This is a genomic window from Clostridium folliculivorans, assembly GCF_024341905.1.
Classification (GTDB): Bacteria; Bacillota; Clostridia; order Clostridiales; family Clostridiaceae; genus Clostridium_AR; species Clostridium_AR folliculivorans.
Genome location: NZ_BQXY01000001.1, coordinates 551869 through 575780, shown reverse-complemented (window position 1 = coordinate 575780; position 23912 = coordinate 551869). Strand labels below are relative to the sequence as shown.

Genomic DNA, 23912 nt, shown 5'->3' with positions numbered 1-23912 from the left:
GGTAATTTTATGAATGATCAAAGTAGTACTGCAACACATGGCAAGTATGAAAAACATCAAAGATGCGAGCTATGCAATGTACCAATATTCCGCAACCCATGTAGTGATATAAGAAGTAATGATGTTCTTAATGGTAAAGGAAATGTACTTTGCAATAAGTGTGCATCTTTATTAAAAAATATGCCTGCGGAACAGGCAGCTCAAGCGCTTGACAATGCATACGAAACCTATAAAAATGCAAAAGAATGATTATTGAGATTCTTTTGCTTTTTTTATAAGCATTTTTAGAACTGCCACATAGTTTCAATTTAATATATTAAATTTACTCCTCTGTTTCATCTAAAACATCCTAAGTTTAAGCAATTTCGCAATTATCACAGACAAACTGTAATGTAATATCTCCTTCATCTATTTAAAAGTCTCTTTTTTCTTCAACTTTAATCAATAGTCTGTAGTGAATCCAACTTAATTCTTGGCGCAGTGCGTCAACGTTCTTAAACATCATATAAAGATATGGTATAATAATCCTATTATTCAAAGAAAATTATATAAAACCACAAACACAAAATAAGGCTAATTATATTCTTATAGTTTGTTGCACTATTTTAATACTAGTTTTTTACTTTTAATTGTTTTGCTTTTAAATAAACTTTTACACTTCTGGTTCTAAAATTTATAAAAGTAGGGGGAAAATATGTTTGTTGATTATAATAATAGTATAGTAAATCTTGCTTGCTCTATCTTAGAATATTTTGGTGCTGAGAGTGAACATAGTACACTAAAAGAAGTGGATGAGCTTTTGGACTATCAATATAAAAACGTAGTTATCTTACTATTAGATGGATTAGGCGTTGATGCATTACAATATCATTTATCAGAAAATGATTTTTTTCGAAAGAATATGATTAAGGAATATTCATCTGTGTTTCCTCCAACCACTACATCAGCAACGACTTCTATTGAAAGTGGTTTAACCCCTTTGGAACATGGGTGGTTAGGATGGAGTTTGTATTTTAGTGAAATAAATAAAATTGTAAACGCATTTATTAATACGGAAAAAGACACAGAAATTCAGGCTGCGGATTATCATGTTGCCAGCGAATTTATACCGTATAAAAGTATTTATGGAAAAATAAGAGTTGCCGGAATTGCTGACGCATATAGTGTGTCCAAATTCGGAAGTAATAAAATAAAAACCTTTGATGAATTAACTCATGAAGTGGAACGGCTGTGTGCTACTCCTGAGAAAAAATACATTTATGGATATTGGGAAAATCCTGATAGCTTAATGCATGAGTTTGGTTGCTATAACAGTCTGATTACCGAGAATATAAAAGAACTAGAAGAAAAAGTATCAGATATGTGCAATAGACTATCAAATACATTGGTTATAGTTACTGCAGACCATGGACATTGTAATTTGAATCACTATGTTTTGAGTGATTATCCTAAGTTAATTACTATGTTAAAACGTCCAACTTCTATGGAAACAAGGGCCATAGCTTTCTATGTAAAAGATGAATATTTGAATGACTTTCCCATTGAATTCCATAATAATTTTGGCAACGACTTTTTATTGTATTCAAAGGAAGAGGTTATCGAAAAGAGTATTTTTGGTTTCGGAAAAATGCATCCTAAGTTTGAAGAATTCATAGGAGATTATTTAGCAATAGCAATTAGTGACAAAGGGATTGTATATTCTCAAAAATCAAAGCAATTTATCTCCAATCATGCTGGGATGACTGAGCAGGAAATGAAGATACCTCTTATAGCCATATGTAAAAAATGAGCATATATTTTAAGGAGCAGCTTTCACAATCTTTTATAACTTAATTCTCCAGTAATGAGCAGCTTAGCTCATATTCATATAAAGAGATAATTGAAAATTTATATGATTAAAAAATCAAATAATTATAAAACTTTATAATCAAATAATTATTTAATTATATAAATATATAGTATTAATGCGGGCTCAGAGGTTTATGGTTGGTGTAAAGTACATTCAGCCAAATCCACTATGAATTTTTTATTAGTTTAATTTAATTTTACAACAAGTCATGGATAATCGTAAAATAAAGTGAACTAATTTTAAAATTAAGACTTTCTATATTTATTTCGGTAACTCACTTTTATCCTTCAACATTTCCATTTGTATCAGCTTTTAAGCTAACAGGGACTTTCTCCATTCCCCTGTGTGTGCCTATTATTGAGGCATTTCCTGTGTCTCCTGTTTCCCCACTTTATTACTATACATTAATGCATCTATATGTTTAAAAAATTCATCTGACTTCATGCTTGAGTTATAATCATATACATCATAACATATTGCAAAACTTAACTTATATTCTTTTTCAGTATCTCTATTGAATTTATCTACATTGATTTTCAATCTTGCAACTGCAGCTTCAAGTATATCTTTATCTCCACTGTCAAATATTATAAAAAATTCATCTCCACCATATCTTGCTACAAAATCATCTTTTCCTAAAGAACATTTTATTATATACACAGCATCTTTTATTGCTTCATCTCCAACATCATGACCATAAGTATCGTTGATTTTCTTAAAGCCATCTAAATCTATTAGCATTGCAGAAAATGACTTAATCTCAGTGCTACCTTTAATCTTTATTCTTAGGTAGTTATCTAACTGTCTCCTATTGAATAACCCTGTAAGATAATCCGTAGTCAAACTACGGTCTTGTATATTAAAATAGATTATTAAAAGCGATACTGCCATACCAGACCAAGCAACCGCCCACCCAAAAAATAATATTTGAATCGTTGCTCCAACTGTTATGGGTAATATGAATACTAGCATTGAATAATAATGTCTTTTTTCTAACCTTTCCCTATATTTGTATACATAGTACATAGAGCATATCAATAAACTATAACAATAAATAATATGTATCAAGTAAATGCTTCCCCTAGAGTATAAATTATCATTATTTATATAGAAAAACCAGCCTGTATATAAACTTGCTATAGCCACTACTCCATTAACTACAAATAATATAAATAATATATACTTCAGTCTTTTTATTTTAATAAGTCATTAATGCTACAATTATAGCCTCATATGAATTTTACTGAAAGCACTGATTGATAATAAGAATATTTCTGAGACATGTTTAAATTTCAAAGCAGAAAGCCCTTTTAAGTTATGATATATTTCATCTTCAACAATTCTATAACAAGTACAGAAAGGTAAAAACCCTCTACATTTCTGTAGAGGGTTTAATATGTATAATGGAGACGAAGCACGCTCTTTAAAATCCACTAATTATTAATTCAGCTATATTATAATAACCCTTAGCTAATTTAACAGTGATAGCTCTCATTACAACAAATCTATAGCATTTATGGTATGAGGCAGCGAACATATATAATATAAACTTAAGAAAATATATGTACTAATATTGAACACTTAATAAACAAAGCGCATCTGCACTAGCTTTATGGCCTACATCATTCATATCCCTAGACTTAAAGGCTTTCTCAATTGTACTCATAGGTAATTGACCAAGTCCCACTTGGATTAATGTACCTACAATTAGTCTTTCCATATTTAATAAAAATCCATTTGCTGTCATAGTAATAATAATTTCATTTGTAGTTTCTTTTACGTCAAGAGAAAGTATATTTTTAATTGATTTCTTTGCTTTCTTATTAGTAGTAAAAGCTAAGAAATCATGTTCACCTAAAATGTACTTTGCAGCTTCTCTACTTTTAGCTACATTTATTGTTTGATTCATTAAATTAACATAGTGTCTTTCAAACAACGGACGATTAGGAGCATCTTTCTTCCATAATCGATATTCGTAAGTTGCACTTTTCATTAAATACCTACTATGAAATCTTTCATCAACAGTTTCTACCGATAATACAATAATATCATCAGTTAAATATTTTTCGAAATACTCAAAAATTTCTTTTTCGCTTAACCTACTATCTGGTGCTATAAAATTAACAATTTGCCCTTTAGCATGTACCCCAGCATCAGTATTAACCGCACCAATAACCTCTATATCTTTTTCATAGAGTTTTGATAATATCAATTCTAACTTACCTTCAATACTCTTTTCCGCGTTATCTTTGGATTTATTATACCCTATATATTTTCTACCGTCATAGGCTATCATCATCTTATAATTTTGCATTTGAACCCTCCTTTTCCTAAATACCAATCAATACATTGTAACATATAATAGGATGGGTTTATATATGTAAACATTGTTATTGAAAATTCTTTATCAGGATTACTCTCTTTAGAAAAATATCTTGTACCAATAGATGAAGTAAATAGTCTTATGGATACCGCACTAACTAAAGATGTATTTGAAGTTAAAGGTGTTTTTCCAATTTGTTGTTACTTATATTATAGGATTCCTCTAAAGAAATTTAATCCATACTTTCTCAAAAATCCTGACATCTAAGTATTTTTGTACATGTATAAATTACCAATTGAAGTTGGAACCCTAGAAATCATTGAACTTAATCGAAAAAGATGTTATGCTTTCAATATTAAACTTAGTAAAATGCATTTATTAGATAAAAATCAAATGTAAAATTTCAATTACTAAAATACATATTAAGGCGCCTATTTTATAGGCTCTTTTTTAATTATAAAGCGAGGTATACTATGCTAAAAATCGATAATTTGTCCTACTCATTTCCGGAGAAGGATCTATATAAAAATATTTCATTCACATTAGAATATGGTCAACATTGCGCTTTTATAGGAACAAATGGCAGTGGAAAAAGTACGCTAATAGATATAATTAGGGATCCAGAAAAATATATGTTCGATGGTACCTTAGAGATGTATCCAAATTCTAGAATTGGGTATGTAAGTCAATTCTCAGAGCTGGACAAGATAAAAGACACTACAGTTTTTGAATATATAGGAGAAGATTTTATTAAACTACAAAATGAAATAACAGCTATTTGTACTGAAATGGAAACATCTTCTGATATTGATACTCTACTAGAAAAATATCAACAAGCTCTAGATGCATTTAATGCAATTGATGGGGATTTTTTCGAAGACACTATTAATAAAAATTTAAATCTTGCAAATTTAATGAGTTATAAAGATTTAATGATATCTGAACTTAGTGGTGGAGAATTCAAGCTTATCCAAGTAATAAAAGCAATGCTAAATAATCCAGACTTAATTATTATGGATGAACCTGATGTGTTTTTAGACTTCGGAAACCTTAATTCTCTTAAAGATTTAATTAATTCACACAAAGGAACAATGTTAATTATTACCCACAATAGATATCTATTGAATCATTGTTTCAACAAAATTATTCACCTTGAAAACATGGAGCTCCAAGAATTTGATGGAAGCTATATTGATTATAACTTCTCATTACTTCAAACTAAAATTGAATTACAAGAACTAGCTGCTGCTGATACTGAAGAAATTGAGAGAAACGAGATATTAATAAATAAACTAAGAATTATTGCTACTGAGAACGCTGAAGCTTTTAGAGGGAGAACTCTAAATGCTAGAGTTAAAATTCAAGAAAGATTAGAAAAACGTAGAATTAAAGCACCTTTTGTAGATATTAAGGAAGTGGATATCGGTTTAGTTACAGGTAATAAAATCAAAGAAGACATTGCTTTAAAAGTTAATAATTATAGTGTTTCCTTTGATGATGTACTTCTAGAAAATGTTAACTTTGAGGTTAAAGCTACTGAAAAGGTAGCAATTATCGGTTCAAATGGTACAGGAAAAACCACTTTACTTCAAGAAATCTTTGAAAATAATCATGATTCTATTGAGCTAAATGAAAAAGCTAAAGTAGCTTATTTATCTCAGATCCAAAATAAGACACTAAATGCTTCTAATACTATCCTTCAAGAGTTCTATGATGCTGGTTTTAAAACTTATGAAGATATTAAATCACATATTTTAGACTATGGTTTTGAAGAAGAAATGATTAATAGAAAGATAGGAACTTTATCTGGTGGCGAAAAAAATATGCTTCAATTGGCTAAACTTTCTGCTAGTGACGCAAATCTGTTGCTTCTTGATGAACCAACAAGTCATTTAGATACCTATTCACAAATAGCCTTAGAAAAAGCCATAAAAAACTATAATGGTTCGATTCTCATGATTTCTCATGATTTCTATACTATAGTAAACTGTATGGATTCTATTTTAATAATTGAAGATAAGACTATTAGGAAAATGAATATGCGGAAATTTAAAAAAATGATTTATGCTAATCATTTCGGCAAAGACTATTTAGAAATTGAACAAAATAAAAAATTACTTGAAACAAAAATAGAATTGGCTTTAAAAGCTACTGATTTTGAACTTGCAAAAGTTTTATCTGAAGAATTAGAAGAGCTAATTAAGTTACTCTAAATTTAATTCATGGCAATGTAATAAATCTAAGAAAACATTAAAATTTAAAATAAGGATTGTTCTTATCAATGCTAAGAATAATCCTTATTTTTGTTAATTATGCTTCACTCTTTATCTTTTCCAATAAGCCTTCTACAAAGTTTGGCTGTTTTAATATAGGCCTTCCAAGCGCTATAAAATCAACCTCACCCTTTTCAACCATATCCGCAGCTATTTCAATATCTTCCAAATCGCCAGCACCAATAACAGGAACTGTAACTCTTGACTTTACGGTTTTAATCATATCTCTTAGCATTGCTGGTCCTTTTAATACAAGCGGTGGAAGCATACCTGATGAAGTATCAAGAATATCTATTCCCGCTTCAACGAGCTTTTCTGCTACCTGACATCCTTCTTCAAGGGTTAGTCCTCCTGTAAGAAGGTCATCTAGTCCAAGACGAACGAGCAATAGTAAGTCATCACCTATGGCCTTTCTCACCTCTGTTGTTATCTCTAAAAGAAAACGACTTCTATTTTCCAGGCTTCCGCCGTATTCATCAGTTCTTAAATTAGTTATGGGAGACAAAAATTGAGTCAATAAGAATCCGTGGCAATTATGTATTTCTACACCATCAAAGCCTGCCTTTTTAATTCTAATCGCAGCCTTTACAAAATCTTCTTTTATTTGCTGAATCTCCTCAATAGTCAAAGCCTTTGGCATTGTGCGTTTGAAGGCAGGGTTTATTACAGCTGATGGGGCCACAGCTTCCATTCCTGTGAGTTCAACGTTAGCAGCACTTCCTGCATGATTTATCTGAACAATTCCAACTTGGTTATTTTTATGTATAATATCTGCAAGCTTTGCTAATCCTTCGATACATTCATCTCTATCAACATATATAAGCTTCTCTCTATACTGGCCGGCACTCGCTACAGCTGCCTGTTCAACAACTATAAGTGATGGCCCTGTGCGCTTTTTGTAGATTGATAATAGCTCCTCTGTAATCAATCCATCCTCCGTTGCCATTGCAATATCAAAAGGGGCACAAGCATATCTGTTCTCAAAAGTGAATCCTTTAACTGTAAGATTCTTGAGTAAAATTGATCCGTTACTCATTTTTTCACATCCTTCGTTAATACTTTTTTTCATAGTATAAATAACAAAATAACATAGCTAGCACATGCATTAATTATATCTATTTGCAAATCATTTATCAATTTTTTAATATATAAGCTAAACATGATTTCTATTAAAAAACTTAGTAAGTATGATTCTTAGAATTTAATTTATTTTTAAGCATTTTTTCTAATATTGCCTCAGTTTTATCTAGATTCTCTTTTTGTATTTTCACTTCTTCTATCTTTCTATGTAAAAGTTCAATCTTTGTATCAATTGAAATTAGATCCGAATTGCTTTTTTGAATCTCTCTAATCTCTCCTAAAGAGAATCCTACGGAATGAACTGTTTTTATCATTAAAAGGTATTCTATTATATCTTCAGAATAATTACGATAATTATTTGAGTCTCTACTAACATATTTTTCAGGAATCAAATCTTGTTTTTCGTAAAATCTAATAGTAGATATAGATAATCCTGCTTTTTTTGCTACTTCATTTATTTTCATAAAAAACCTCGCTAATTTTTCTTGACTATAAACCTTACTTCATAGTTTATAATACATTTTGAGCAATTCATTAGTCAAATACTAAAAGAATGGAGAGGATTATAATGGAAAACATAAATAAAAAAACAAAAGCAGTGGTATTAGGCGGTGGAGGTGTAACTGGCATAGCTTGGGAGATTGGGATAATTACAGCTTTGTTACAGGAAGGCATTGATTTATCAGACGCTGATGTAATTATTGGAACCTCTGCAGGTTCATTTGTTGGCACTGCACTTGCAAGTGGATATGATATGAAAAAACTTTACGATTCCCAATTCATCCCAAATAAATCAGAAGTCAATGTATCAGTAAGCTCTGAAGTTATGAAATTATGGGCTGAAGCCTTTATATATGGAAAAGATGATAAAAAGAATATTGGAAAGATGTTTGGAGATATCGCAAAGAAGTATCCTTCCAAAATCTCAAAAGAAGAACGTCAGTCAATTGTAGAATCAAGACTTACTACAACTATTTGGCCATCAAAATTGAAAGTCACTGCAGTAGATGCGAAAACAGGAGATCTGCATGTATTTGATAAAGATTCAGGTACTTCACTTGTAAATGCAGTGAATGCTAGTGGCGCTGTTCCAGGCCTATGGCCTTTCGTAACTTTTAATGATAGAGATTGGATTGATGGTGGTATGATTTCAAGTACCAATGCATTTTTGGCAGATTCTTATGACAAAGTGGTAATTTTGTCTCCTATGCCACAAAAGTATGGATTAGTTCCTAGTGTTAAAGAAGATGCTGAAGAAATGCAAAAAACAGCAGCTGTATCTCTTATTATCCCTGATAACGATAGTATTTTAGCAATAGGAAAAAATCCTTATGATCCTAGTCGCACTCCATTTTCTGCACAAGCAGGATTTAATCAAGGAATAAAAGAAGCTATATCAATTCACAAAACATGGTGTTTATAATCAAATAAGTACAATAATACACAAAAAATCCATATGTTTTTTTGTGTATTATTGTATTTGTATCTATGTATTCTTATGGTGATTGAAAAGAAAAAAGCATGAAGATTCAGGCTTTATCCTGCATTTCCTTCATGCTTTACAAGTGGTACATGTGTGGTTGAACTCATTTATTATTTCTATTTTGCTTTTACCTCATAGCCATCCTTATTAATACTTACATTATAACTTTTGTTATGCCATATAATCGAAAAATCCATACTGTTTATACTTTTAGGTAGCTTTGGTTCAAATTTTAATTCTTCACTATCCATTGGACTTTTTAGTCCAGCAAATCCAAATACAACTAGTTGCCAAAGGCCTCCACAGTTTGCGATATGGATTCCTTCCTCTGCACCTTTTTTTTCTAAAGACATGTCTATATCAATAGCTTTATTAAGAAACTTTTCTGTATCTTCCTCCTTACCAATCCAACAACAGATAATACTATGTATTGCTGCTGAAAGCGAGGAATCATGAGTAGTTATAGGTTCATAATACTCATATGCTTTAATTATTTGTTCCCTTGAAAATTCCTTTTGGAATAGAACCATTAGTTCCAACACATCTGCCTGTTTCAGAGCCTTTGAACGATAATTTTTTTCCTGAGATATAAAATGGCCAAAAGGCTTGGACCTGTCTTTCCATATTGTCAAAAAGTCTAAATCTGCATATTTATAAAAATCCTCTGACTGAGGAACAATTTCAGTATCTTTATCATAGCACAATACTAACTTTGCTTGCACTTCACTAAAATTCTCAATCTCTGATTCTCTCAAATTTAGTCTTTGTGCTATACTTATATAAAAATCTACGTTAGATTTTTTTATTTTATCTATATACTCTATTGTCTTTGATAAGTTAAACTTAACCATTCTGTTTGTATAAGAGTTGTTTCTCGTTAGTGGGAGGTATTCATCTGGTCCCATAACTCCCAAAAGTTCGTAGTAGCCTTTTTCATTTTTATCCACTCTATCTATCCAATATCTAGATGTCTCAACAAGTATATCTATGCCATAGTTCTGCATAAACTCCTCGTCATTTGTTGCCATATAATAATGCCAAATTGCATAAGCTATGTCTGCAGTCACATGTATCTCATGATCTGCATACTGCCAAAGTGGACACTGTTCTTCTCCTGTAACTGATGACTCCCATGGATAACGTGCACCATTATAACCATAGTGTTTAGCATTCTTTTTGGCACCTTCTAATGTATTGTATCTAAATAGAATTAAGTTTCTTGCTGCTTCAGGGTTGGTATATATATAATATGGAAGCATATAAATTTCTGTATCCCAGAAATACCTTCCAAAATAAGCTTCACCAGCATACCCTTTTGCACAAATAGCTACACGAGAATCTTTTTCAGCATTACTTCTTATAAGATGATATATTGACATACGAATTGCTATTTGTAAATTATCATTACCACCTATTTTTATATCACTATTTTCCCATTTTTCATCCCACTTCAATTTATGAACTTCATAAAGTTTATCAAATCCGCTTTCTTTGGCCCTTTTTAACAGTTCCATTCCTTTAGTTAACATTAAATCTTTTTCAGTGTCTCTATCGGTAATTAAAATATTATATTTATTTATAGTGATTTCTTCATTTTCATTCATTGGAACATTACTTTCTAAAAACGCTACATTTGTTCCTAGTTTTTCATCCCATGCTTCACCATTCATGGACTGAGTGGAAGAAATTTGTGTAATGCTATCTCCTTTGTCTGTAGTTGTCTTAACTAAAACATCTTTTTCATCAGTAAAACTCATTTCTATATTGTTTAAGTGGTTATACCCATTTGTTCTCACATTACCATTGATACCTGAATTGATTTTAAGTTTACCATTTCCTTTTAGTAACTTTATTTTTATCTGTTGAGCACAAATATTCTTGTCATTTAAACTTATAAAACGACTATACTTTAATTCAAGTTTTGCTCCACATTTTGTATTCCATATAAAAATTCTATTTAATGTTGCATCTCTCAAGTCTAACCATCTTGTATATTCTTCTATTTCACATCTTTCCGTATCAAGTTTTTCATCTTCAAAACATAGTATCACTTCCAAAAAACATGGAAGGTTTATTATCTCTTCCTTTAATAAAGGGTGTATTCCTACTATTCCAGGAACGTAAGTCCCCCATTTGGATCTTGGATTTCTTGCCGTCTCTAGCGTAACATTAGCTGGCATTCTTATATACTCTTCATCTTGAGGTGCATCATTAATACCCTCTTCAAAGCTACCTCTAATGGACATAAACCCATTACCTTGGGTGAAAATACCTTCATAATACTTATTATTATTCACATTAAATTGATCTTCTTTTATACACCATAATTTATCAAATTTATTAAATTTCATTTTAACCTCCTACATAACTAAAGAGTTCCTATTATGAAACTTAATTTATACTTGTTCGAAAATCACGCACCTATGAATTTTAGCATGTATAAATTAATAGTTGAGCTAGGAGCTCTATAAAAGTAAATATTATCCTTTAACTGCTCCATCAGCTAAACCAGACACAACTTGCTCTTGTAATAAACAATATATAACTATAGTAGGGATACAAATCACCATAGTAGCTGCAAACAGCGCACCATAATTTGTAGCTAATTGGGAAGTAAAATAATTTAATGCAACTGGGAGTGTTCTACTTTTATTGCCGCTAGTCAGTACCATAGCAAACTGAAATTCATTCCAACAAGCTATAAATTGAAGAATGCCAGCTGTAGAAAATGCCGGTTTCGCAATAGGTACTATTATCTGTATATAAGTCCTTATCATACTTGCTCCATCCAACATCGCTGATTCTTCAAGTTCTTTAGGAATAGTTAAGAAATAACTCCTCATCACATAAAGTGTGATCGGTATACCAAATCCAGTGTATACCAAAATAAGTCCAAATATATTATTGTATAATCCAATCTTTGTAATCGTACGATATAAAGGTAACAAAAGTGCTGTGTTAGGTATCATAAGTGTGACAGAAAGTAATAGCATTAAAATATTACTACCCTTGAATTGCCATCTTGCTAATACATATGCTGCCATACCTATAATGATCAAATTTAAAATCGTCGCCGCGCAACTAACTATTACACTATTTAAATAAAAAGTTACTAGTGGCGAAGTTTTAAAAGCAAAATAGTAGTTGCTTAAGTTAAAAGACTTAGGTAAAGAAAATGCAGACGTTAATATTTCACTATTTGTTTTAAACGAAGACACAAAGACCCATAATATTGGTATTACAGATATAATCACAATTACTATCAAGAAGATATATTTCATTATATTTAGTATATATTTCATTGACTTCATATTTTCCCCTCCTTCTTATTTTATAAATCCGACTTTCCCATTTTAAAAACTTTAGTAGTTGCAACAATAATCACTACACCTAATAATATAAGCACGGTTCCTATTGCATTGGCGTATCCAAAGTTGTTATCTAGCATTGAGGTCTTGTAAATATAAAGAGGTAAATTTAATGTGTTATTCCCTGGGCCTCCATTGGTTGTCATAAAAATCAGATCAAAATTTTTCAACATACTGGTTGCTGCAACTATAACACATGTACCGATAATATTTCTTAACAGTGGAAGCACAATGTAAAAGTTTTTTTGTAGTTCTGTAGCTCCGTCTATTTGCGCTGATTCAAAAACTGATTTGGGAATTGTAGATATCTCTGATAAAATTAGGATAGTTACAAGTGCTGCAAAAGGTAGCCAAGTCATTGTAACGGTAAGAAAAGATGTACTATAATCAAAAAACCAATTTCGAGTGAAATCCTTTACTCCAAATAATCTAATAGAGGCATTCAATGCTCCGAATTTCGGATTAAAAACGAATAAATAAACCATTCCAAGTGCTGCTGCAGATATAATATTTGGTATCATATAAGCAGTTCTAGCAAATTTCCAATAAAACTCCTTTTTAGATAATATTAATGCTACAGTTACTCCTATAGAAACATGTATAACACCTTGAAGAATGGTCCATATTACAGTATTTGTAAAAGCTTTAATAAAATCTAAATCCTTAAACATATTTATGTAGTTCGTTAACCCGTTAAACTTTAATTTTGATACAAGATGCCAATCTGTAAATGATGTTGAAACAAGTGATATAATTGACCACCCATATATTAACGCAAATAAAATTATTACAGGCAACAAGAACAAGAATATGCCTAATTTATTATTTTTCATATAATCAACTCCTAAAACTATTCTCTTCTGAAATACTAAACTTCAGAAGAGAATAATTAACTTTTTATCAATTACTTACTTAATCTGCATTCTTCGCTGCAATATCACTTAAGCTCTTTGCCATTTCCTCAGGAGTTATCTTATTTGCAGCTAATTGTGAATATAAATTAGAAAAAGCTGAAGTTACATTTGCATAATTAATTGTATCTAGTGATTGGTATCTAACCTTTGAGTCAAAATTAGCATTTACAAGGTCACTTAATACAGGATTTGCATTTTTAAAATCATCAGAGATCTTTACATTTTTTGAGATTGGTAATTGTGATAGCATTTCTAAATCAGTTTGCTGTGATGTATTATCAGTTAAAAACTTAATAAATTTAGCTGCTGCATCCTGGTGAGCCTTATCCTTTGAGCAGATTAAGTATCCTTCTCTAAAAGAAGTTATTAATCCTGATTTAGGATAAGCGGCACAACCAACCTTTTTATCAAAACCTGCTGTAGACTTCTCTTTATTTGAAAAGTCTGAGATCATCCATGGGCCATTAGCAATAATTGCAGCTTTTTCACTAGTAAAGCTATTGGCTGCATCTGCATATTTTGCTCCTATAGCATCACTAGTAGTATAGTTTTGCAACATTTTTTGAATTTGCTTTAAGGAATCGATTACTTCAGGTGTATTATAGTTTTTTGGATGCATTGTGTTCATAAACTTATTACCAGCGTCTCCACTTGTTCCAATCAAGGAAGCAAGAATTAGATTAGTTGTCCATGAATTTTCACCAGTCATCATTGCTAAAGGTGTAAATCCCTTTGACTTTAATTTATCACAGTTTGAGAACCATTCATCCCAGGTTTTTGCTGGTGTAATTCCAGCCTTTTCGAACATATCTTTATTATAAAAATAACCTACAACGTCCACTGAATCTGGTATAGAATAAAGCTTTCCATTTACAGTTCTTGCTGCTAATGCCTCATCAGTCATAGAAGCCTTCCAATCTTTATCAGCATCTATATAAGGAGTCAAATCTACGGCAATCCCACTTTTAACTGCTAGGTCATATAATCCTTGCTTACCATTGATAATGTCAGGTGTTTGTCCAGAAGTCATAAGTAACTTTATTTTATTAACATAAGCGTCGTCACTAGGTATATCTTCGATTTCAACTTTAATTTCTGATCCATATTTTGCATTAAATGCTGCAAGCTTCTTCTGAAAAGCTGGAGCACCTACATTTGTACCTGTAAAGAAATTCGGAAATGTAATAGTTACTGGCTCTTTAGATGCTGTTGAAGATGTATTGGTACTTGAATTGCTACATCCACCTATGGATGAAACTACAGTAATAATTGACACTAATATAAGACTTTTCACAAAATTTTTTTTCATTCTTGAGACCCCCCTAATTTTTGAAATCTTTCAATTTATGTGTTAATTATATAATTAAAATTTATAATTGATAATGCAAAATACATACTTGAATTTGTGGTTTCTTTTCTAAAATTAAAGGTTGTTTTTCTTTTAATAAAACCACAAGCTAATTTATTGTATTTTTTATACTTTTGTTATGTTTTTAACACTTAATAAAATATAAAAAGGAATTTTCTAATATTATGTAGAATTGATTATTTGAAATATCTGTTACTTAATATTAAGCTTTTTAATTTCTGCCCACAATGGAATGTTAGTATAATAGTAAAGGAGTAAACAAATGCGTAAGCTACGTAAGCTATTTTTATATGATATGTTATCTATCAAACGTAAAATTTTTATAGTAATTATACTAATAACACTGTTACCATTACTTATTTCAGTGGTATATTTTTATGAAAGCTTTTCGTCTGTATTAAATAAAGTTGCTAATGATGCACTTCTTAAAGCCGTACAAGACGCAAATAGAAATATAGAAGCTTCCTTTGATAGTATTGACACTACTACATCACAGTTAGTTTCTAATCCTATAGTATTAAAAAATACAATGAATTCTTATGCTTTCCCAAACTTCTATTCGCCGGCATTAAGCCCCGATGATCTCCAATCCTCATTTAAATATACCTTGCTCATTAACCCGGCCTGGGATCACGGTTTAATAAACTCAATTTATTTATTTGACAATAGTGTACTTTATTACTCAGTTTCACGATCTAAAAAAAATATTCAAACTGTCAATTCAGATAATATAAATATCTATAATCGCTATTCATATTATAATGGAAAAGATAAAATACTAATTCCACCGCAAAATAATGATAATTCCATATATTGTTTTAGAAACATTTTTGATATAAATAACAATAAAGTATATTATAGATTGATATTAGCAATTGATGAAAATATATTATCTCAAGATTATAACTCAATTTTGATATACCCTGAAACCAAAGCATTTATTTATGATGAAAACGGTGTCATATTTTCCGCGCTTGATAAAAAACTTTTAGGCAAGCCTATGGATGCTCAGTTTCTTAATCTTGTTAAAACTGCAAAAATGAATGTAACATACTATGCCAAACAAAAATATTTTATTGCATCCAAAAAAATTGATAACACCAATCTTACTTTTACTATTTTAGTTCCTCAAAATCAGATTTTACTAAACTTATCAAAAAGTATAAATAACTTTTTGATCATAGTTCTATTTATATTTGGTTTATCTATATTGGCAAGTATTTTTATATATAAAAAGTTCATTAAAATTGTTAGTGACTTTTTGAATGCAGTTAAGTTAGTAAATCAAGGAGACTATACTGCTAAGTTACCAATTTACGAAGATCATGAGCTTAATCAAGTAAGTATTACCTTCAATGCTATGACCTCTGAAATACAATATCTTATAAATCAGGTGTATGAGAAGCAACTTCTTTTAAAGTCCACAGAATTGAAGTTCCTTCAATCTCAAATGAATCCGCATTTTCTGTTTAATGTTTTAGCTACTATTAGTTGGAAGTCCCGAATGTCTGGAGATGAATCTATATATAAAATGATTACATCTTTAAGTGAACTATTGCAAGCAAGTATCTATTCTAATAGTAAAACTGAAATACCAATCAGTAAAGAACTTCAATATGTAGAGTTCTACCTGTATCTTCAGAAGACCCGTTTTGAAGATAGGTTAACATATACAATAAATATATCTGATGATTTTTTATTAGATTGTTACTTACCAAAGCTTTCTTTAGAACCAATAGTGGAAAATGCTGTGGTTCACGGTTTAGAAAATAAAATTGGAAGTGGAAATGTTACAATAAATATCAAAAGTATAGAGGACTCAATTTACTTTGAGGTCATAGATGATGGAGTTGGCTTTGACTCAAAAAATATTCTTCAAAATAATACAGAGCCACCATCAGCCAGTAGAAATCATAATAGTATCGGTCTTTCTAATACTGATAAAAGGCTTAAACTATTGTATGGAGAACAATATGGGATTTCTATTAAATCTGAAAAAGATGAGGGGACAACCGTAACTCTTCATATTCCAATTGATAGAGGGGGACTTACAAATGTATAATGTAATGATTGTTGATGATGAACCTACAATAAGAAAAGGACTTAAATGCTTTATAGATTGGGCTTCCCTTAACTGTGAAGTTGTTTGTGAAGCTAATAATGGCATTGAAGCAAAACAATACCTACAATTGAATAAGGTTCATATAGTTATATGTGATGTAAAAATGCCAGGCATGGATGGAATTGAATTATCTAAATATATCTATGAAAACTTTAATAAGGTTAAAGTTATACTATTAACTGCCTTCTCAGATTTTTCATATGCTCAATCCGCAATTAAATATAATGTTGCTGATTATATTACCAAAAATAACCCTACAGAAAAGATTCCTGAAGCTATAAATAAAGTTAAGGAACTAATAAGATTGGAAAATGAAAAAGAAAGTAAATTAGAATTCCTTGAAAAAAAAATTAAAGACAATTCTTTAGAAATAAATGATTCATTTGTACGAAATATCTTAAACGGTATTATTTCAGAGAAAGAGTTTATTTCTACTAAGTTGCAAGAAATAGGAATCTCTCCAAGTAACTTCTTTGTTATATCCTATGAATTTAACTTTATTGATAATGAAGGGATAGATATTAACACTGAAGACCAAAGTAAATATTTTTTTGCTTTTAGAGATTTTTTAGAACTTGCTTATAAAAATCAGCATAGTTACAATGTCCTAATGAACCGTAATTTAGCCTGCACAATTATTTCTTTTGAAAATAGTGATTATTCACAATGCATACAATCATTACTTAAAATCTGTAATGAAATATTAGCTATGGTAGAAAATTTTATGAAACTGAGGGTTTCTATAGGCATAAGTTGTCTTCATAATGTTTCTCATATAACCACTGCCTATAATGAATCTTTAGATGCACTTGCAATGAATTTCTATAATTTAAACGAAGTATATATTTATTCTTACTCTTTAAACAAACGTAAAACACAAAATTATAATCTAGTTGAAAAATACAATAATGATATTATTAGCAAAATTTATAGTGGTGATTATGAAGATGCTATGCTACTTGTATCTAACCTTTTTGAGGTATATAAGAAAGATAATGAGCCAGTGGAGTACGTAAAAGTCTCAAGTATCTTTTTAGTTTCATTATGCTTTAGGATGCTTATCAATAACAACTTGAACTTAAGTAATTCACTAGAAAACGAAGATTATATCTACAAAAAAATTCAATCTAGTAAAACGATAAATAGTTTATATATATTAATTTCAAAGTTTATAAAACTAGTAACTGAGCTGTTATCAAATAATGAAAAGCAGCATAATTATTTAATTAGTGAAACAATTAAATTCATTCGCAAAAATTACAATAAAGATATAAATCTCAAAGCTATAGCCGAAAATATACACATTAATAGTTGCTATCTTAGCAGACTCTACAAAAAAGAAACTGGAGAGTCAATAATAGATTCCTTAAACAAGCTTAGAATAGAAAAAGCAAAGGAACTATTAAAAGATCCTACAAAAAAAATTTTTGAGGTAGCTTTTTCTGTAGGAATTGAAGATGCTGCTTATTTTACTCATGTTTTTATAAAGTATACTGGCGTAAGTCCAAAGGAATATAGAGCAAGTTTATTTCTCTAATAGCCTATTTCTAGCCTCCAACAACGGAATCTAGATTTTAGTAAAAATCATAATATTATAATAGAAAAGGTTACCTAAGTATATCTACATTAGGTAACCTTTATTACTTTTTATACACCTACAAGCTCAAATGTAGCCTTTGAATCACAAATTCATTCCACCAACTGGAAAGGACAATATCTTTTTATCCATACTCATCTATTTACACTTACAGAAGAACCTATTTTGCCTAGTGTAATTGTTACTTCAGTGGTATTAACTGGAACTTCCACAACACCATTCGCGTTATCAATTGTACCTACAGTTGTGCCTACTATATTGTTTACCATTATTGGGAGTTGAACACTCCATTGTTCTTTTGTACCTTTCGCAACTTTTGAATTTTCTTTATTTAAATCAAAGGTTACTTTCAGTTTATTACCTTTTCTCTCGATTTTGTAACCTGCCCGGCCTCCTTGAAGTACAGGATAGTTTTTCACGCTAGCAATAACTTTATTATCAGCTGTGGCATGTTCTACCCATTCATTTGGAATACCGCGTCCTATAATAAAATCAACGTTTTTGTTATCATTATAAATTTTTTCAGCTATAAGTGAATCATATAGAACTTTTGAGGCTGTTGCCTGTCCCCACATATGCTGATTGGATCCTCCACCGGATGCTGCATTATCGTGTTTCCATACTGGAGAAGTTGGATCTTGTTCTGGATAATTTGTTGGTCCAATACCTTCCCACCAACCAAAAGGCGAGCTCATAGTACTGTTTATTGAATATTCATAAGCTTTTATTCCTATATCTCTATAGTCTTTACCACGAAGTGCCGCAATGCCATATCCTGCATTGTATGCACTGGAATACCATCCATGAGGATATCCTCCAAAATTATAAGGAGATGCTTCTGGTAAGTTTTTACGCCTATCAATTCCATATGCGTAAGTCTGGTCTATCATGCTAATATTGGCTCCTGCTTTACTTTGATCTGCACCATATAGATATCCATCCCAAGTAAAGCCACCAAACAACAATGCTGATGCCCAGTTTGCATCTCTAATATCACCACATCTGTTTTTAGTATTAGGCTCAACAAGTGAAGCTGGCATATAGTTTAAGTTATTGCTACTAATGGTCTTTTCAAGTGTATCCGTAACAACTTTCAACAAGCTGTCATACTCAGCTTTAGCCCACTGAACTTCTGATAAATAATAATCTTTAGTACTTTGAATACTTTCCTTATTAGCCAATTCACTACAAATATATTTATACGCTGTAAGACCCATTAATGCTGCTTGGTCATCAACAGTCCATTGCCCATAGGCGTCTATGGCCAAAGTGTTTTTCATGATACCATCATGTGCTGCGCCTGTACGATCATCATGAATTGAATGTGCCGTTGTTTTTATAACATTTTCAAACTTTTCTTTTATAAATTCAAGATCTCCAGTTTTGCTCAAGTACACAGAGTATGCCCATGGTAGTTTCCAGTTTGCATCCCAATACAAATCAGAATCTATTTTACCGTTTTCAATATTTATACCACCAGTCATTGGCACACTTACAAGATAGTTTTTTGCATCCTTAAAATCACCAGCTGTAATAAGTGACTGTAAAATTCCGATTGTATCATGTGAAAATAATCTATCATAACCATTTTCACCAACATGTAAAAACTTGTTATCTTTTATGATAAGGGTATATATATACCCTGCCTTATAAGCATTTACCAAGCTATCCTTATCGTTTGCTTCCTTACTATTAGGCAGACTTATATCAATTATTCCAGCAAGTCTATTATCCCAATATGTTCTCATGACTTTATAGTTATTTTCAAACACACTAGATTTACATTTTCTATCAGTTGATTTTGCAGCTTCGATAATCTTCTGATCAGTTGGGAACTCAACTTTAGGTGATATATCATATCCGTTACCTGAATGTCCCTCATTTTCAAATCTATCTGTTTTAATTGCGTATTCTCTTACAACTGTTTCTCCTTTATTAATCACTAAAGAAGATTCAGCTTCATCATTTAGTGGCAATAATTCTTGTGATACAACAGGAAGCAATCGTTTTTCATGGGAGAGGTTCGTTGCAGTCATTTTTACATAAGCAACTTCTACTGGGTTCCCATCAATTATATGCTTATTAGCAAACTCTTCAATCTTATAGTTAACATCATCTACTGTATATTCGCTAACATAGCAAGGCAAATAGCCGTCTCTATTGTACCACTGAATTGAAGCTCCTTTCTGTTTGATGCCTGTCACACCAAATCTAACCATCAGATTTCCTCTACTTACTATCTTAAAGGAACCATCAATAAATGCAATCGGAGCGTTCATATCACCTTCAAAACCAAATGAACCTGTAAGTCCACCATCTGTTTCAGATGTATATTTTCCAGATACCTGAAGCTTTGAAATAGCATTTAGGATAGCTGCATATGCCTGTAGCTTCTCATTGTCTGAAGCTCTTCTGCCTAATAACTTTGCCTTTGCAATAGCATCATTCAATATGGCTACAGAAGCGTCAGTATATCCTTTAACTGCTACTTTATCAAGACTATTAATAACTTTATCAAATTTTTCAATATCAATATTTATAACTAACTTGTTCTTCGCAGCTTGAAGCTTGCTTACTTCCACATTAATTTCATCCTGTGTAGCATCAAAGTTGTTTAGACAATTTTTTGCTGATGTTAAAGCATCGCATAGTGATAACCAAGATTCAACGGTATATATATTCTTATTATAATCACTTACTTCCGATACCAAACCCTCTAGAATGCTTCTATTCACACTTACTTCTTTTATAACTTTTAGTATTCCAGTGCCAAGTTGTCCTTCAGGCACAAAGCTTCCTGAAACAGTTTTACCGAAAATTTCATCTTTCGTATAATAATTCTTAGGCATAACTGTCCAGCAATATACATTATTTTGAAGGGTACTCTGAGTCACATCAATTGCATACCTTGTATTAGCTACTATTTCATAACCAAGCTTAACTGTAGTTAATCCACCACTTACAACGTCCTTTTTACTTACGGTAGTTTGAGTTAGTGCAGCTCCCTTAGGTAGTCCATTACTATCTGTTGCATATAGCTTTACTACTAAATCACTTCCATCATCTGATGCTTTTGTTAGTTCCACTTGGACATATCCCATATTAAAGTTTACATTAGATGTAAAGGTTTGATATCTATCCTGTTGATCTGTAAGATGCCCCAATGCATAACTTAACCCTTTTTGATTGCTCGTATAGTCGATCATTATATTTGTATCTTTTCTTACAAGATTTTTTTGAGCCTGCTCAAGGGCGGATTTTGCATTATCTACCTCTGCTTGTGTAGCATCAACTTTATCTAGTACTGTTTTTGCAGCAGCTCTAGAATCCTCAAATTTCTTCCAAGAGTCATCAGTAAAAAAGCTTTGAGTTATACCCATAAAGTCATTGTAAAGATCTTGCAAAGGTTGCTTATTAATAATTTCACCATTGCTTACTGCTATACTTGATACTGATGAATTACCATCATGGGCATTTTTATATGTCTGTACACCCTTAACCTTTAACACCGTATTAGCAGGTATATCCACTTGATATTTGTATATTTGAGCTGTATCCCCTGCATCCATACTCTTTTTACCAACATATACATCATCTAAATAAAAATTCACATCTACCTTTGCCTGCCAAAGACCAGCAGTAAATACTACAGTTGTTGGGGTAGGTTGTGAGGCTACTGAAAAATTCCAACCTACATTATCTTTACAGGTACCAGCTTCTCTATCCTCTGCTAATGGTAAAAAAACACCAAAGCCAGTATCGTTAGTACCTTTTTCATATCCTGCCATGCCATTATTCCAGGTGCTAGCTACATGGTTGGCATCACCATTAGTTTCTTTGCCTTCGGTTACAGTATTGGGAAGTGCGCCAAAGGAAATAGCATTTTGTGAAGCTCCCTTCTTAATCTGTATAATACCATTTGAGCCATCGCCCTTTAAATGCATCCAATCAACATTTCCAACCTGTGATAGGTCAAAAGTATACACACCGTTAACTTGTGTTTGTACAATATTTAATTTGTTAGATCCTACTGCTATACCTGAGAGTGAAAAATTTCCCCACTGCGATAATGTCTCCGTTTGCATACCCTCAACCTTTAGTTCCTTATTTGCAGGTATGGTTACTTGAAACTTATATACCTGAGAGGTCCCACCAGCCTGTATTGATTTTATTTCAACAGGTGTAGCTTCGCCTTCTATATAGAATTTTACATCTACTTTTGCCTGCCAAACTCCCAAACCAAATACTACAGTGGTTTCCTTTTGCTGTGCTGCTACATTAAAGTTCCATCCAACATTACCACTACAGGTACCAGCACTTCTTGTATCTTTTGGGAAGAAAACGCCAAAACCTGTATCCTTAGAACCTGTTTCATATCCTGACATACCATCTTTCCAGCTATATGATAGATAGTCTGAGTCTCCACCCTTATCCACTTTTCCCTCAGTGCCTGTGTTTGATAATGTATTAAAGGAAATAGCACTGGGGGTACTTGCCTTCTTAATTTGTGTAATATTACCAGAACCATCTCCCTTTAAATGCATCCAGTCAACATTTCCATCCTTAGTAAGGTCAATAGTACCCTCGCCGTTTACTTGATTTTGTTCTATAGCAAGGGTTGTACCTTTCTCATCTGCATATATCATCCCATTTTGCAAAACTGTTGAAAGCAATAAGCATACACTTACTGCCAGAGAAACCTTTTTTGAAATCACTCTTTTAATCATTTTCCCCCTCCATTATAATAAGTATTTTCAACAAGTTTTCTTAAATTAATATATTACTTCTGCCATTATAAATTTAAATTCATAAGAATATCACTTCTCCCCCCTTACTATTGCAAATTCAAGAAACTTACGTTTGTATTTAATCCTCCTTTTGATTAAAGTCTAAAATGACTATTACTTTTTCTAAATAACCTATTGGGATACTCAATATATAGTTCTATTAGGAATAACAATCAGCATTATAGAAATGAAGCCAGTAGAATAATACTGTAAAGATAACGTTTACCATTTAGCTTCTATTCTATTTATTATGTATATTGAATGCATGTGAAACTATTGTAAACACACACATATAAATATAAATTATATATAGCAAATAATTAATACAAAATAGAAACTTTAAATTGTGTTATTTTGCTGATTCTAAGAGAGCTTTCTTATAAGAACTGAAAGTATTGAAATTGTTTGTATTTTTTTTACTTAAGTATCACTATCTTTACGAATTCCATTAGTCAACACTCTTCATTATTTCTTTATACTTAATAATTTCACCTTGTCTCCAGATATCAGAATATGAAAAAGAGCCAGGTTTTCCAATCATTTTCTGATTTGAAATTCCTGACTTCTGATATGACTTTTTTACTAGCACCACGATCTTTTAACATTATTGATTATTGAAATATCCTATGTTGAACGTTTATCTGCAGCTCTTTTATCTGTATTTTGGCTACATACTCCTTTGGGTATGCTTCAGTGGTTAGGAACAGCATGTATTATATTTACAGTTATACTTTTGTCACGCACTAA

The 23912-nt window shown here is 31.3% G+C and carries 15 protein-coding genes; 6 read left to right on the top strand and 9 right to left on the bottom strand.

All coding sequences use genetic code 11. The features are described from left to right. The first annotated feature begins 9 nt into the window (after window positions 1-9). Both OCU55_RS02525 and OCU55_RS02520 read left to right on the top strand, forming a co-directional pair. Window positions 10-249 carry a hypothetical protein gene (locus tag OCU55_RS02525; RefSeq protein WP_261850738.1) on the top strand — a complete coding sequence of 80 codons (240 nt, stop codon included), beginning with the start codon at window positions 10-12 and terminating at the stop codon, window positions 247-249. Window positions 250-694: 445 nt separating this feature from the next. Further along, window positions 695-1789, top strand: a complete 1095-nt coding sequence (locus OCU55_RS02520) for an alkaline phosphatase family protein (RefSeq protein ID WP_261850737.1) — start codon at window positions 695-697, stop codon at window positions 1787-1789. Window positions 1790-2203: 414 nt separating this feature from the next. On the opposite strand, the gene OCU55_RS02515 is transcribed toward OCU55_RS02520, so the two are convergent. Continuing rightward, entirely contained in the window at window positions 2204-2917 is a 714-nt protein-coding gene (locus OCU55_RS02515; protein ID WP_261850736.1) for a GGDEF domain-containing protein, read from the bottom strand. A gap of 499 nt (window positions 2918-3416) precedes the next feature. Beyond that, complete coding sequence (gene truA / locus OCU55_RS02510; RefSeq protein WP_261850735.1) at window positions 3417-4163, bottom strand: tRNA pseudouridine(38-40) synthase TruA; 747 nt, start codon at window positions 4161-4163, stop codon at window positions 3417-3419. Window positions 4164-4645: 482 nt separating this feature from the next. Here truA and OCU55_RS02505 point away from each other — a divergent pair, with 482 nt between their 5' ends. Next, a complete protein-coding gene (locus OCU55_RS02505; protein WP_261850734.1) occupies window positions 4646-6385 on the top strand; it encodes an ABC-F family ATP-binding cassette domain-containing protein in 1740 nt (579 codons plus the stop codon). Between the two features lie 97 nt (window positions 6386-6482). On the opposite strand, the gene OCU55_RS02500 is transcribed toward OCU55_RS02505, so the two are convergent. Both OCU55_RS02500 and OCU55_RS02495 read right to left on the bottom strand, forming a co-directional pair. Continuing rightward, entirely contained in the window at window positions 6483-7481 is a 999-nt protein-coding gene (locus OCU55_RS02500) for an oxidoreductase (protein ID WP_261850733.1), read from the bottom strand. Window positions 7482-7623: 142 nt separating this feature from the next. Beyond that, a complete protein-coding gene (locus OCU55_RS02495) occupies window positions 7624-7989 on the bottom strand; it encodes a MerR family transcriptional regulator (protein WP_261850732.1) in 366 nt (121 codons plus the stop codon). A gap of 104 nt (window positions 7990-8093) precedes the next feature. Here OCU55_RS02495 and OCU55_RS02490 point away from each other — a divergent pair, with 104 nt between their 5' ends. Continuing rightward, window positions 8094-8948, top strand: a complete 855-nt coding sequence (locus tag OCU55_RS02490) for a patatin-like phospholipase family protein (RefSeq protein WP_261850731.1) — start codon at window positions 8094-8096, stop codon at window positions 8946-8948. A gap of 176 nt (window positions 8949-9124) precedes the next feature. On the opposite strand, the gene OCU55_RS02485 is transcribed toward OCU55_RS02490, so the two are convergent. From OCU55_RS02485 to OCU55_RS02470, 4 genes are all read right to left on the bottom strand, one after another. Further along, entirely contained in the window at window positions 9125-11359 is a 2235-nt protein-coding gene (locus OCU55_RS02485) for a glycoside hydrolase family 65 protein (RefSeq protein ID WP_261850730.1), read from the bottom strand. A 129-nt stretch (window positions 11360-11488) separates the two neighbouring features. Beyond that, on the bottom strand, window positions 11489-12319 hold the full coding sequence (locus tag OCU55_RS02480; protein ID WP_261850729.1) for a carbohydrate ABC transporter permease: 831 nt from the start codon (window positions 12317-12319) through the stop codon (window positions 11489-11491). A 20-nt stretch (window positions 12320-12339) separates the two neighbouring features. Then, on the bottom strand, window positions 12340-13209 hold the full coding sequence (locus OCU55_RS02475; RefSeq protein ID WP_261850728.1) for a carbohydrate ABC transporter permease: 870 nt from the start codon (window positions 13207-13209) through the stop codon (window positions 12340-12342). 79 nt (window positions 13210-13288) lie between these two features. After that, complete coding sequence (locus OCU55_RS02470; RefSeq protein WP_261850727.1) at window positions 13289-14599, bottom strand: ABC transporter substrate-binding protein; 1311 nt, start codon at window positions 14597-14599, stop codon at window positions 13289-13291. A 322-nt stretch (window positions 14600-14921) separates the two neighbouring features. Here OCU55_RS02470 and OCU55_RS02465 point away from each other — a divergent pair, with 322 nt between their 5' ends. Beyond that, window positions 14922-16721, top strand: coding sequence for a sensor histidine kinase (locus tag OCU55_RS02465; protein ID WP_261850726.1), 1800 nt, complete (start codon window positions 14922-14924; stop codon window positions 16719-16721). Next, window positions 16714-18318, top strand: coding sequence for a response regulator transcription factor (locus OCU55_RS02460; protein WP_261850725.1), 1605 nt, complete (start codon window positions 16714-16716; stop codon window positions 18316-18318). Before OCU55_RS02465 ends, OCU55_RS02460 begins: the two co-directional genes overlap by 8 nt. Before the next feature lie 194 nt (window positions 18319-18512). Here the strand turns inward: OCU55_RS02460 and OCU55_RS02455 are convergent, their stop codons facing one another. After that, window positions 18513-23105 (bottom strand): FIVAR domain-containing protein, encoded by a 4593-nt coding sequence (locus OCU55_RS02455; protein ID WP_261850724.1) that lies wholly within the window; start codon window positions 23103-23105, stop codon window positions 18513-18515. Window positions 23106-23912 lie beyond the last annotated feature (807 nt).